This window comes from Kitasatospora sp. NPDC114501 (assembly GCF_055633695.1).
Genome location: NZ_JBVKDS010000001.1, coordinates 725,131 through 738,223, shown reverse-complemented (window position 1 = coordinate 738,223; position 13,093 = coordinate 725,131). Strand labels below are relative to the sequence as shown.

11 protein-coding genes and 1 pseudogene are annotated in these 13,093 nt (G+C 71.9%); 6 read left to right on the top strand and 6 right to left on the bottom strand.

All coding sequences use genetic code 11. The features are described from left to right. Position 1: 1 nt before the first annotated feature. A complete protein-coding gene (locus tag ACZ7RU_RS03415) occupies positions 2-2,203 on the bottom strand; it encodes an MMPL family transporter (protein WP_470339254.1) in 2,202 nt (733 codons plus the stop codon). Positions 2,204-2,413: 210 nt separating this feature from the next. Further along, on the bottom strand, positions 2,414-3,904 hold the full coding sequence (gene rpsA / locus ACZ7RU_RS03410) for a 30S ribosomal protein S1 (RefSeq protein ID WP_316520647.1): 1,491 nt from the start codon (positions 3,902-3,904) through the stop codon (positions 2,414-2,416). 413 nt (positions 3,905-4,317) lie between these two features. Between rpsA and ACZ7RU_RS03405 the strand changes: the two genes are divergently transcribed. Together ACZ7RU_RS03405 and hrpB are read left to right on the top strand one after the other, a co-directional pair. Continuing rightward, positions 4,318-5,196 (top strand): class I SAM-dependent methyltransferase, encoded by an 879-nt coding sequence (locus ACZ7RU_RS03405; RefSeq protein ID WP_470339253.1) that lies wholly within the window; start codon positions 4,318-4,320, stop codon positions 5,194-5,196. 2 nt (positions 5,197-5,198) lie between these two features. Then, the gene (hrpB, locus tag ACZ7RU_RS03400) at positions 5,199-7,709 is read left to right on the top strand and encodes an ATP-dependent helicase HrpB (protein WP_470339252.1); all 2,511 of its coding nucleotides are present in this window, start codon (positions 5,199-5,201) and stop codon (positions 7,707-7,709) included. Between the two features lie 61 nt (positions 7,710-7,770). Here hrpB and ACZ7RU_RS03395 read toward each other — a convergent pair whose 3' ends face one another. Beyond that, complete coding sequence (locus ACZ7RU_RS03395) at positions 7,771-7,974, bottom strand: DUF397 domain-containing protein (RefSeq protein ID WP_470339251.1); 204 nt, start codon at positions 7,972-7,974, stop codon at positions 7,771-7,773. Beyond that, a complete protein-coding gene (locus tag ACZ7RU_RS03390) occupies positions 7,967-8,800 on the bottom strand; it encodes a helix-turn-helix domain-containing protein (RefSeq protein ID WP_470339250.1) in 834 nt (277 codons plus the stop codon). The genes ACZ7RU_RS03395 and ACZ7RU_RS03390 overlap by 8 nt, the downstream gene beginning before the upstream one ends. Positions 8,801-9,001: 201 nt before the next feature. On the opposite strand from ACZ7RU_RS03390, the gene ACZ7RU_RS03385 reads away from it, so the two are divergent. From ACZ7RU_RS03385 to ACZ7RU_RS03375, 3 genes and pseudogenes are all read left to right on the top strand, one after another. Then, positions 9,002-9,433, top strand: a complete 432-nt coding sequence (locus ACZ7RU_RS03385; RefSeq protein WP_470339249.1) for an ATP-binding protein — start codon at positions 9,002-9,004, stop codon at positions 9,431-9,433. A gap of 16 nt (positions 9,434-9,449) precedes the next feature. Then, positions 9,450-10,142: a hypothetical protein gene (locus ACZ7RU_RS03380; protein ID WP_470339248.1), complete on the top strand. Its 693-nt coding sequence runs from the start codon at positions 9,450-9,452 to the stop codon at positions 10,140-10,142. Positions 10,143-10,178: 36 nt separating this feature from the next. Next, positions 10,179-10,645, top strand: a pseudogene (locus tag ACZ7RU_RS03375) (NADAR family protein). Between the two features lie 25 nt (positions 10,646-10,670). Here the strand turns inward: ACZ7RU_RS03375 and ACZ7RU_RS03370 are convergent. Then, on the bottom strand, positions 10,671-11,660 hold the full coding sequence (locus ACZ7RU_RS03370; protein WP_470339247.1) for a helix-turn-helix transcriptional regulator: 990 nt from the start codon (positions 11,658-11,660) through the stop codon (positions 10,671-10,673). A 91-nt stretch (positions 11,661-11,751) separates the two neighbouring features. Here ACZ7RU_RS03370 and ACZ7RU_RS03365 point away from each other — a divergent pair, with 91 nt between their 5' ends. Continuing rightward, a complete protein-coding gene (locus ACZ7RU_RS03365; protein WP_470339246.1) occupies positions 11,752-12,150 on the top strand; it encodes a VOC family protein in 399 nt (132 codons plus the stop codon). A 120-nt stretch (positions 12,151-12,270) separates the two neighbouring features. Here the strand turns inward: ACZ7RU_RS03365 and ACZ7RU_RS03360 are convergent, their stop codons facing one another. Then, a complete protein-coding gene (locus tag ACZ7RU_RS03360; RefSeq protein WP_470339245.1) occupies positions 12,271-13,050 on the bottom strand; it encodes a GNAT family N-acetyltransferase in 780 nt (259 codons plus the stop codon). Between the last annotated feature and the right edge of the window lie 43 nt (positions 13,051-13,093).

Sequence of the window (13,093 nt, the reverse complement as noted above, 5' to 3'; positions counted from 1 at the left end):
GCTACGCCGTCCCGACCAGCGGCTTGGCCGGCCGCTGCGCCGGGATCACCACCGGCTCGATCTCCGGCAGGTCGACGTGCTCGCTCAGCCCGAACCGCCGGTGCAGCCGTCGCAGCGGGGCGGGCGCCCACCAGTTGAACTCGCCGAACAGGCTCATCGCGGCGGGCACCAGCAGGCACCGCACCAGGGTGGCGTCCACCGCGACGGCGACGGCCAGCGCGATGCCCATCTGCTTGACCATCAGCATGTCCCCGAGCGCGAACCCGGCGAAGACGATCACCATCAGCAGCGCCGCCGAGGTGATGATCCGACCGCTGCGCTGGACACCCAGCTCCACCGCCCGGGTACAGCTGTGGCCCTTGTCCCGCAGCTCCTTGATCCGGGCGAGCAGGAACACCTCGTAGTCCATCGACAGCCCGAAGGCGAAGGCGAAGACCAGCACCGGGAGGAAGGTCTCCAGCCCGCCGGTCGGGCTGAACCCGAGCAGCCCGCTGAACCAGCCGTCCTGGAACACCAGGGTGAGCGCGCCGAGCGAGGCGCCCAGCGAGAGCAGGTTCATCAGCAGCGCCTTGACCGGCATCACCACCGAGCCGGTCATCAGGAAGAGCAGCACCAGGGTGCCGACCGCGACCAGGCCCAGCGCCCACGGCCCGCGTGAGAGCAGCTCGTCCTGGAAGTCCACCACCGAGGCCGCGCCGCCGGTGACGTAGGTGGTCAGCCCGCCGCGGTCGGCCCGCAGCTCCTCCACCACCTGCTGGGCCTGCCCGCCCTGCGGGTCCCCGTGCACCAGCACGTCGATCGTGGAGACCGCGTCGCCCACCGGCGACACGGCCCGCACCCCGCTCACCCCGGGCAGCTTGGCGACCACCTCGTCCGCGTACGCCTGCGCCACCGGCGCCCCGCCCTCGACCACCACCGTGACCGGCGCGGCCGAGGCCTGCGGGAAGCGCTGGTCGACCGTCTCGGCGACCTGCCGCCCGGCCGAGGAGGCGGGCAGCACCGCGGCGCCGGAGCTGCGCATGTCGGCGTGCAGGAACGGCGCGCCCGCCGCCATCAGCAGCGCCACCGACGCGAGCGTGACCGCCACCGCCCGCTTGCGCACCCGGCGCACGGTCCGGCTGAAGAACCCCTCGTCCGCCACGGGCGCCACCGGCGTCCGGATCCGCGCGCCGGCGAAGCCGAGCAGGGCGGGGACCAGGGTCAGCGCGGCGGCGACGGCGATCACCACCACGCTCACCCCGGCGGCGGCCACCGCGCCGAGCACCGGGCTGGTGAAGACGAACAGGCCGGAGAGCGCGACGGCGACGGTCAGTCCGGAGAAGGCCACGGTGCGTCCGGCGGTCGCCGCGGTCCGTTCGACGGCGGCGGCGATGCCCGCGCCGTGGCCGCGTTCCTCGCGGAAACGATTCACCATGAGCAGCGCGTAGTCGATCGAGAGCCCGAGCCCCAGCACCGTGGCGATCGGCAGCACGCTGGTGTCGATGTCCATGATCCGGCTGAAACCGAACATGGCCAGCAGCGCGCCGCCCACCGAGGCGACCGCTCCGATCACCGGCAGCGAGGCCGCTGCCAGCCCGCCGAAGACCAGCACCATGACGATCAGCGTGAGCGGCAGCGTCACCAGCTCGCCGAACCGGGTGTCCTTCTCGGTCTGCTCCTTGACCTCCTGCTGGAGCACCAGGTCCCCGCCGACCGTGACGTGGGCGCCGCCCGTCCCGTCCAGCGCGGTGAGCCGCTGGGTGACGGCGTCGGTCTGGGCGGTGCTCGCGGTGTCGGCCATCCGGACGGTGACCAGGCTCGCCGTCCCGTCGGCGGACCGCAGCGCGGCCGGTGCCGGGCCGGAGCCGTACGCGTCCAGCGCGGAGGAGACCCCGGGCAGGGCGGCGATCTCGGCGGTGGCCCGCTCGACGGCGGCCTTGACCGCCGGATCGTCCACCGGCCGGCCGTCCACCACCGCGGTGACGGTGCCCTTGGCCGGGTCGGCCGCGGTGACCACCGCGCCGCCCCGGTCGGCCTCGGCGCTGGCGGACGTGGCCCCGGCCACCGAGCCCTCGAAGACCCGCCCCCCGATCAGGACGCCGACCACCAGGACGACGGCCCACAGGCCGAGCACCCAGCGACGGTGGCGGAAGCAGAACCGGCCGAGGGCCGCGAGCCGGCCGCCGACCACAGCGGTGGGGGCGGCGGAAGAGGGGTTACGCATGAAGGAGCCTTTCGGGCAGCTTCCCTCAATCTAGGTGCAACCCGAACTCCGGCCTATAGACGGGCAATGAGCCTCATCTCACACTTTCCTTCACATAAACCGCACATAAGTCGGAGCGGTATAAATCAATGCGGAAAACGAAATGGGCCCCACCCGGAGATTCCGGGTGGGGCCCACCGTCTAGCTATCGGCCAGCGGGAAGCGGGAGCCTCAGCTCTGGCCGCCGGCCAGCTTCTCGCGCAGGGCGGCCAGGGCCTCGTCGGAGGCCAGGGCGCCCGAGCCCTCGTCGCTGCTGGACGAGTAGGAACCACCGGCGGCAGCGGCGACGGCGTCGCCACCCTCCTCGGCGGCCTGGGCGTCGGCCTCGCGGCTCTTGATGACCTGGGCCTGGTGCTGCTCGAAGCGGGTCTGCGCCTCGGCGTACTGGCGCTCCCACTCCTCGCGCTGCTTCTCGAAGCCGGGCAGCCAGTCGTTCGCCTCGGGGTCGAAGCCCTCCGGGTAGATGTAGTTGCCCTGGTCGTCGTACGAGGCGGCCATGCCGTACAGGGTCGGGTCGAACTCGACCTCGGCCGGGTTGGCACCCAGGGCCTCGTTGGCCTGCTTCAGCGACAGGCTGATGCGGCGACGCTCGAGGTCGATGTCGATGACCTTGACGAAGATCTCGTCGCCGACCTGGACGACCTGCTCCGGGATCTCGACGTGGCGCTCGGCCAGCTCGGAGATGTGGACCAGACCCTCGATGCCCTCGTCCACGCGGACGAACGCACCGAACGGAACCAGCTTGGTGACCTTACCCGGAACGACCTGGCCGATCTGGTGGGTACGGGCGAACTGCTGCCACGGGTCCTCCTGGGTCGCCTTCAGCGACAGGGAGACGCGCTCGCGGTCCATGTCCACGTCGAGAACCTCGACGGTGACCTCCTGGCCGACCTCGACAACCTCGGACGGGTGGTCGATGTGCTTCCAGGACAGCTCGGAGACGTGCACCAGGCCGTCGACGCCACCCAGGTCCACGAAGGCACCGAAGTTGACGATCGAGGAGACGACGCCGGAGCGCACCTGGCCCTTCTGCAGGGTGGTGAGGAAGGTCTGGCGGACCTCGCTCTGGGTCTGCTCCAGCCAGGCACGGCGGGACAGGACCACGTTGTTGCGGTTCTTGTCCAGCTCGATGATCTTGGCCTCGAGCTCCTTGCCCACGTAGGGCTGGAGGTCGCGGACGCGACGCATCTCGACCAGCGAGGCGGGGAGGAAGCCGCGGAGGCCGATGTCGAGGATGAGACCACCCTTGACGACCTCGATGACGGTACCGGTGACGATGCCGTCCTCTTCCTTGATCTTCTCGATCGTGCCCCAGGCCCGCTCGTACTGAGCGCGCTTCTTGGACAGGATGAGACGACCCTCCTTGTCCTCCTTCTGGAGAACCAGGGCCTCGATGTTGTCACCGACGGCGACGACCTCGTGCGGGTCAACGTCGTGCTTGATCGAGAGCTCGCGGGACGGGATGACGCCCTCGGTCTTGTAACCGATGTCGAGGAGGACCTCGTCACGGTCGACCTTCACGATGACGCCCTCGACGATGTCGCCATCGTTGAAGTACTTGATGGTCTCGTCGATCGCGGCGAGGAAGGCCTCCGCGTCGCCGATGTCGTTGACCGCGACCTGCGGGGTGGTGCTGAGGGAGGAGTCGGTGGGGCTCGTCATTAGGAAAAGGGCTCCGGTACGGACATGAAAGTCGTAGGTAATGCCACGCGGAGGGCCCGTATCGCTCCCACCGAAAGCCGGACAGCCAAGAACACGGCACACCGGGATTCCCGTACAACGAGAACCGGCGTCCGTCTTGCGACCGTGGGGTCTTCGACAGATGCGAGCGCGACCTGCTCCGTCCGAGGCGCGCAGGCCCGCAGCGCAACTTGTAGCATACGGGGACGGCCAGGCACGGTCAATGCCGAAGGACGGCAAGACGGTGGAGCCCGGTACGGATCAGGCCATATCCTCCGAATGCGCGCCTCGCGGCGGCGCCCGAAGGGGCCTCGTCCCCGGATGCCACCGCCAGGACCCGGACCCTTACGGGCCGGTTCTCGGCAGCGACGCTTCCGCACTCCATACCCTACGCGATGGGCATTGTCACCGTGGCCACCACCCCCCAGTCGTACCTGCACGATCTTGACACCTCCCCCGTTCGGGACGAGGAGGAGGACGGCGACGACGCGCTCCGCAGGGAGGCCGGCACCGGGGAGAGCAGCCGGGCCAGCCGGCACTGGTGGGACCGCAACGCCGACGAGTACCAGGACGAGCACGGCGAGTTCCTCGGCGACGACCGCTTCACCTGGTGCCCCGAGGGCCTGGACGAGGCCGACGCCCGACTGCTCGGCGAGGTGGCCGGCCGGGACGTGCTGGAGATCGGCGCCGGCGCCGCCCAGTGCTCCCGCTGGCTGGCCGCCCGGGGCGCCCGGCCGGTCGCCCTGGACATCTCCTACCGCCAGCTCCAGCACTCCCGCCGGATCGACCTCGGCCGCGGCACCACGCCCGTCCCCGTCGTCCAGGCCGACGCCGCCGTGCTGCCCTTCGCCGACGCCTCCTTCGACCTCGCCTGCTCCGCGTACGGCGCCGTCCCGTTCAGCGCCGACACCGCCGCCCTGATGCGCGAGGTGCACCGGGTGCTGCGGCCCGGCGGGCGCTGGGTGTTCTCGGTGACCCACCCGATCCGCTGGGCCTTCCCCGACGAGCCCGGCGTCGAGGGACTCACCGCGGTGTCCTCCTACTTCGACCGCACCCCGTACGTCGAGCAGGACGAGCAGGGGCGCGCCACCTACGTCGAGCACCACCGCACCCTCGGCGACCGGGTCCGCGAACTCGTCGCCGCCGGCTTCCGGCTGGTGGACCTGGTCGAGCCCGAGTGGCCGGCCGGCCTGGAGCAGGAGTGGGGCGGCTGGTCCCCGCTGCGCGGACGGCTGATCCCCGGCACGGCGATCTTCGTCACCGAGCGGGGCTGAGGTTGCCTCCGGTAGGGCACGACCTGCCCGTCCGCGCCGCCCTGCCCGCCCTCCACGACGCGCTGGCCGGGCACGGCACCGCCGTCCTCGCCGCGCCGCCCGGCACCGGCAAGACCACCCTGGTGCCGCTGGCCCTGGCCGGGCTGCTGGACCCCGGGAGCCCGGTGCGGCGGGTGCTGGTCGCCGAACCGCGCCGGCTCGCCGTCCGGGCGGCCGCCCGGCGGATGGCCTGGCTGCTCGGCTCCTCCGTGGGCCGCGAAGTCGGCTACACCGTGCGCGGCGAGCGGCGCACCGGCCCCGGGACGGTCGTCGAGGTGGTCACCACCGGCGTGCTGCTGCAACGGCTCCAGCGCGACCAGGAACTTCCCGGCGTGGACGTGGTCGTGCTGGACGAGTGCCACGAACGGCACCTGGACGCCGACACCGCGCTCGCCTTCCTGCTCGACGTCCGGGCGGCGCTGCGGCCCGACCTCGGGCTGGTCTGCGCCTCGGCCACCTCCGACACCGAGGCCTGGGCCGAGTTGCTCGGCGGCGCCCCGGTGGTGGAGGCGCACGGGGTGTCCCACCCGGTCGAGACGGTCTGGGCGCCGCCGCCGCGCGCCGTCCGGCCCGCCCACGGCACCCGGGTGGACCCGGCGCTGCTCGACCACGTCGCGTCGGTGGTGCGGCGGGCGCTGAACGAGCGGGAGGGGGACGTGCTCTGCTTCCTGCCCGGTGTCGGCGAGATCGCCCGCGTCGCCGGGGCGCTGGACGGTCTTCCCGTGGACGTCCTGCAACTGCACGGCCGCGCGCCGCAGGCCGTCCAGGACGCCGCGCTCTCGCCTGGCGAGGGCCGGCGGGTCGTGCTCGCCACCGCCGTCGCCGAGTCCTCGCTCACCGTCCCAGGCGTCCGGGTCGTGGTGGACGCCGGGCTCGCCCGGGAGCCGCGCACCGACCACGCCCGCGGGCTCGCCGGGCTGGTCACCGTCCGGGCCTCGCTCGCCGCCGCCCGCCAGCGGGCCGGCCGGGCCGGACGCGAGGCCCCCGGCACCGTCTACCGCTGCTGGAACGAGGCCGAGGACGCCCTCGCCGCCCGCTTCCCCACAGCGGAGATCGCGCTCGCCGACCTCACCTCCTTCGCCCTCCAGGCCGCCTGCTGGGGCGATCCGGACGCCACCGGCCTCGCCCTGCCCGACGCCCCGCCCGCCGGGGCGATGGCCGCCGCCCGGCAGACCCTGCTCGCCCTCGGCGCGGTCTCCCCGGACGGGCGGGCCACGGCGCGTGGCGTCCGGCTCGCCCGTACGGGGCTGCACCCCCGGCTGGGGCGCGCCCTGGTCGACGGCGCGGCGGCGGTCGGCGCGCGGCGGGCCGCCGAGGTGGTCGCGCTGCTCTCCGAGGAACCGCCCCGGGCGCTCGGCGACGACCTCGGCGCGGTCTGGCGCACGGTTCGGTCCTCCCGCGACCACTACGCCGGGCGCTGGCGCGACGAAGTCCGCCGGCTGCTGCGCGCCACCTCCGACGAGCCCGCCACCGACCTGCCCGACGCCGTCGCGGCCGGCCTCGTCGTCGCCCTCGCCTTCCCGGAGCGGATCGCCCGCGCCCGGGTCGAGCGGCCCGCCCCCGGCCAGCGCAGCCCGTACCTGATGGCCAGCGGGACGGCCGCCGAACTCGCGCCCGGCACGTCGCTGGGCGCCCTGCCCTGGCTCGCCGTCGCGGTCGCCGACCGCCCGGCGGGCTCGCACTCGGCCCGCGTCCTGCACGCCGCGGCGCTGGACGAGACGACGGCCCTGCTCGCCGGTGCGGCGCTGCTGACTTCTCGCGAGGAGGTCCACTGGGACACCCGGCGCGGGGAGGTCGTCTCCCGCCGGGTCGAGTCGCTGGGCGCCGTCGAACTCACCGAGAAGCCCCTCGACCGCCCTGACCCCCTGCTCGTCCGGGCGGCTCTGCTCGAAGGCCTCGCGCGCGAGGGCGTCAGCACGCTGCTGACGTTTTCCTCCAACCTGCGCGAACGTCTGGCCTTCCTCCGCTCCGCGATCGGGGATCCCTGGCCCGACGTCAGCGACGAGGCACTGCTCGAACGCGCCGACGAATGGCTGGAGCCCGAACTCTCCCGCGCCCGCCGCCGCGCCGACCTGGCCAGGATCGACACGACCGCCGCCCTCCAGAGGTTGCTCCCCTGGTCCACCGGTGAGGCGGGTCGGCTGGACGAGTTCGCCCCCGAGCGCATCACGGTGCCGTCGGGCTCGAGGGTCCGCGTCGACTACACCACCGAACGCCCGGTCCTGGCAGTCAAGTTGCAGGAGCTCTTCGGCTGGACAGCGACGCCCGCCCTGGCCGGAGGCCGCGTCCCGCTCACCATCCACCTGTTGTCCCCCGCCGGCCGCCCCGCCGCCGTCACCGGCGACCTGGAGAACTTCTGGCGCGACGGCTACCGCGCCGTCCGCGCAGAGCTGAGGGGACGCTACCCCCGCCACCCCTGGCCCGAGGATCCGACCACGGCCGAACCCACCCGCCGCACCAACGCCCGGAAGTAGCAGGAGAAGACCCCACTACCCATCTGCGGGTAGTGGGGTACCAGGCAGCTCGCAAGGTGCGTCAGACGTCGCCGAACTCGCCGGAGCGAACGGCGACGACGAAGCTCGACCACGCGTCGGCCGGGAAGGCCAGGGCGGGGCCTTCGGGGTCCTTGGAGTCTCGGACAGGGACCTGGCCGGAGGAACCGATTGCCACCTCAACGCACTGTCCCTGCTGGGCGCTGTACGAGCTCTTGCGCCAAGCGGCGCCGTGTAGGTCAGCCATGGTCAAAACCCTTCCGCACTTCTCGAATGAACTCGATGCTCGCTGCCCGGGACAACGCCTCAACCTGGAGGTGATCGTACTCACTGGCCCACGCGGCCAGTGTCTCCGGATCGCGTTCAAGGAAGCCCCGCTTCTGGGTCTCCCCGTAGCCAACCATGGCCCTGTTCGGCGTGGTCAGCAACGTAATTGGGTGGGCAAACGGCCTGAGCTCCCCCAGTGAGAACGGACTGACCTGAAGAAGCATGCGAGGTCGAGCCGCAACCGCCTCCAGATGCCGCAGTTGCTCGACCATGATCTCGCGGCTGCCGACGGACCGCCGCAACGCCCCTTCGTCTATGACCACATGGATGAGTGGTGCAGGATCACGTGCGAGAACTCGCTGTCTGTGGAGCAGCAGTTCGGTTCGCTCATCCGCCTGTTGCTGCGTTGAGGCACCACGATTGACCAACGCTCCCTGATAGGCACGGATGTACGCGGGAGTCTGCAGGAGACTCGGAATGATGTTGATCTCGAATAGCCGCATCGCCACGGCCTTCGACTCATCACGCAGATACTCCTCGAAGCCCTCGAACAGGATGCGCTGGCCGGACTTGCCCCACTCCGCCAGGAACTGCTGACCTGAGCCAAAGGCCCTGTCAAGTTCTGTTGCAATCCGCCGAGTTGCTTTTCTGCGGCCATTTTCCAGGGCAGAGATGTGTGACGACGTACACCCGATCAGCCCCGCCAGGTGCTCCTGCGTCCAGCCCCGCTGCTCACGCGACGTGCGGAGAAACGCCCCGAACTCGGCAGCAGGAGAGGCGTCCGGGTCAAGTTCACGCTTGTTCAAGGCGATTCGCCCTACCAATCAAACGGCACAGACAAGTTGAACAGCTCCGAAGTCTAGAGGACAGTGGACGCGCTGGGTAGTCGTATCACTACGGATCGGAGTGACGTCGTGACGCGCAAGCCCCTACCAGGCACCGCAGGTACCCCGCCTGACCGAGCCGGTCAAACCTCATCCCCCCTCCGCTCCCTTCGAGGTGCCCCCATGCTCACTGCCCGTCGCCCCCGCCCGTTCGTCGCGCGCCTCGACTCGCGGACCGAATCCACGCCCCTGGCCCGCTACATGCTCCGCGCCTACCTCTCCGGCCTCCCCGCCGGCGACCACTACCGCGACACGGCCGAACTCCTCCTCGGCGAACTGTTCGCCAACGCCGTCCAGCACTCCGACGCCCCCGACGACCGCCACATCGAGATCCGTTTCACCCTCACCCCCGACCACCTGCTGCGCCTCGAAGTCCACGACGCCGGCACCCGCCACCCCACACTCAACTCCCCCGCTCCCGACGACGAGCACGGGCGCGGCCTCCTCCTCGTCAACGAACTCGCCGAGCGCTGGGGCTGCGCCAACCGGCCCTGCGGCATCGGCAAACTCGTCTGGGCCCTCATCACCCCCACCCCCACCCTCGCCACCGCCTGAAAGCCGAACCGCCCCCATGCACCAGCCCTCCCTCACCACCCTCGCCCGCCACACCCTCTCCCGCGGCGCCACCCCCGCCACCACCTACGCCCTCATCGCCCGCCTCGGCCACCAGCCCCTCCCCTGCGCCCGAGCCGTCTGCCTCGCCCTCGACATCCCCCTCGCCGAGACCATCCGCCGCCTCGACGAGTGCTACGACGCCCTCCTCGCCGATCCCCGCCCCGGCTCCGAACACGACACCGGCGAACTCCTCGAAGCCCTCGGCGTCTTCGACATCCCCAAGCCCCTCACCGAAACCGAACTCGCCGTCGTCAGCCTCTTCCTGGTCGCCATCGACGCCATGGGCGGCATCCGCCCCGGCCACCAGCACGGCCTGAACCGCTGGTTCACCACCGGCAACCTCACCGCCGCCTACCTCTCCCTCACCGCCGCCCACCCCCTCCCCCGCACCGGCGACCCCACCACCTACTGGACCACCCTCACCACCGCCGGTGAACTCCTCACCGCCACCCCCAACCCCGACCCCCGCCTCAAGAACGCCCTCACCCACTGCCGCACCCAAGCCACCAAGCACCAGAAGTCGGCCCCACCGACTTCCTGCGCGCCCCCACCGCGTCACGGCGCCGAAGACCGCCTCCCGGCCCGGCCGGCGGGCGAGTCGAAGACCATGCGGGACACGAAACCGGTTGCGGGTGCGGCCCGGTCCTGAGACCGTGCGGGCTCACGCAACTGCGGCGAGGCTCGGATGACGATCTACTTCTACGGCGCGGACGAGGTCCCCTACGGCTGCTTCTCCAATTTCTCCGCGCACGGCCTGGAACTGGACGGGCACCTGTGGCCGACCTCGGAGCACTACTTCCAGGCCCAGAAGTTCATCGGCACCCGCCACGCCGATCTCGTTCGCCGGGCTCGCACGCCGCTGCGTGCCGCCGAGTTGGGTCGTGACCCGTCCAGGCCGCTGCGGCGGGACTGGGGCGCGTCAAGGACGACGTGATGCGCCGTGCCGTGGCGGCCAAGTTCCGGACCCACGCGGACATCCGCGACATCCTGTTGTCGACCGCCGACGAGGAGATCGTGGAGAACACCGGCACCGACCACTACTGGGGCCGCGGCAGGACCGGAACCGGCAGGAACATGCTCGGTCGGATCCTGATGCGCACCCGCAACCAGCTCCGCTCCGAAGCCCGAGGAGGGCACGGTCGCCTGGGGTAGCGCCCATGACGTCGGTTCCCCGCGGTCAGGCCCGGCGGGCGTGGGACGCGAGGCGGTCGGCGAGCGCCGTGACGAGGTCGCGCAGCTCATCGGGGCGCTCGATGACGAACGGCCGGTCGAGGGAGGCCAGCACCGGAGGCAGCCAGTCCAGACGCTCCGCCCACAGCTCGACGCGCAGCCAGCGCCCGGTCGCCCGGTCCTCGCCCGACTCGGGCGCGCACTCCTCCAGGCTCGCGACGCTCGCGGGGAGGTGGGCGCGGATCTGCGCGGCCGTTCCGTGGATCCGCAGGGTCACCTCGTGCCGGTACTCGGCCGTGGCGAACGCCGACAGCACCCGCTGCGCCGGACCGGGGCCGACCGGGGGCTCGAACGAGCCGGGCCGGGTCCGCGCGTCCGCGATGCGATCGAGCCGGAAGGTCCGGTCCTCACCGATCGCGGCGTCCTCGCCCGTGACGTACCACCGGCCCGCATGGGCGACGATCCCGTACGCGTGCAGCGTGCGTTCGCTGCGCCGTCCGTCGCGGTCGGTGTAGCGGATCGAGACCGGTCGGCGGTGGCGCACCGCGTCGGCGATGGTGAGCAGGACCTCGGCGTCCGGGGTGTCGAACTCGCCGGGCTGGTCCGTGAAGTCGAGAGCTTCCAGGAGGGTGTCCAGCCGACGGGCCAGGTGCCGGGGCAGCACCCGCCGGATCTTGGCCGCCGCCGTCTCACCCGCCGTGCGGTCGGTCGTCGTCAACCCCGCCCGGCGGCCGGCGACCAGACCGAGCAGTACGGCCAGCGCCTCGTCGTCGCTGAGCATGAGCGGAGGCAGGCGGTACCCGGGGGCGAGCCGGTACCCGCCGTAGCGGCCGCGCACCGACTCCACGGGGACGTCCAGGTCGATCAGCTGGTCCACGTACCGGCGCACGGTACGCCCTTCGACACCGAGCCGGTCGGCGAGTTCGGCCACGGTCCGGGTGCCGCCCGACTGCAACAGCTCCAGGAGGGTCAGCACGCGGGCGGCCGGTCGGGACATGTTCGCAGCCTAACGCGAATAGAGGACCGGTTCTGTCCACTATTTCTCCTAGCCTGCGACGCACACATCCGGCACGGCCAAGGAGATCCCCATGGACTTCGTCTCGATCCGCATCATCACCGGCGACGTGGCGCGCCTCGTCGAGTTCTACGAGCGAGCCACCGGGGCGCGGGCGGCGTGGGCCACCGAGGACTTCGCCGAACTCAGGGTCGGCGGCGCCACCCTCGCGATCGCCGGAACCCGTACCGTCCCGCTGTTCGCGCCGGGCTCCGCCCGCCCGGCGGCCAACCACAGCGTGATCACCGAGTTCCTCGTCGACGACGTGGACCGCGTCCACCGGAACCTGCGCGGCTTCGTCACCGACTTCGTCACCGAGCCCACCACGATGCCCTGGGGGAACCGGTCGCTGCTGTTCCGCGACCCCGACGGCAACCTGGTCAACTTCTTCACCCCCGTCACCCCGGCGGCCGTCGAGAAGTTCACACGCTGACGCCGCGCACACGGCGGCCCGCACGACGGCATCACCGTGCACAGGAAGTCGGCCCCGCCGACCTCCTGTGCGGTGCGAGTGCCGGGCCCGCGCATCACGACGGTGCGGGGCCGGCGGGCTTCAGTGCGACGCGGTCGGACGCGGGGCGGCCCACCAGGTCGAGGGCGCCGCGACCGTGTAACCCAGCGACTCGTACAGCGGCCTGCCCAGCTTCGAGGCGGTGAGGGTCGCCGGGAGGTCCGCCAGGTGGGCGAGGGCGCCGAGCATGACCGCCCGGCCCACGCCGCGCGAGCGGAACGCCGACGACGTACTGATCCAGTAGTGGCTGCCGACGCCGTCGGCCAGGACGCTGACGCCGGCACCCGCGGTCTCGCCGTCGATCGAGGCGATGAACACGTCCACGCCCGGCTCTTCGATCAGCGCCGCCGGGAAGAGTTCGCCGGGGCGGTAGGGCTCGAATCCGTCCAGCTCGAAGCCCTCGATCACGACCCGCTCGGCCGTCTGGAGGTCCTCGGGCCGCCGCACCCGGACCACGTCCAGCTCCGGTTCGCCGACGGGCCCGGGCAGGCGCAGCATGACCGGCATCTGCCAGCTGCGCATGCCCAGGTGGCTCAGGTCGGTGGAGCTGAACGGATCCTCGACGTTCACCGCCCCCGCGGCCCGGTGGACCAGCTCGGTCAACCCGGCCAGTTCGTCCGGGTCGAGGTCGGGCTCCTGGACGAGGATCCGCAGACCCGCCCGCTCGTCACCGTCGACCGCGACGAATCCGCGGCAGCGGATCACCTCGTGCCCGCGGCTTCGGCCGGTCGCGGCCCAGAAGGCGGCGGAGTTGCGGGCCTGGTTCTTCGGCGCCTCGGCCAGGGATACGGACTGGTCGGTCGCAGTGGCTCCTGTTGTCATTGGGCCTACGGTAGTACGGAATTGACCCGGCGTACGGGCCGAT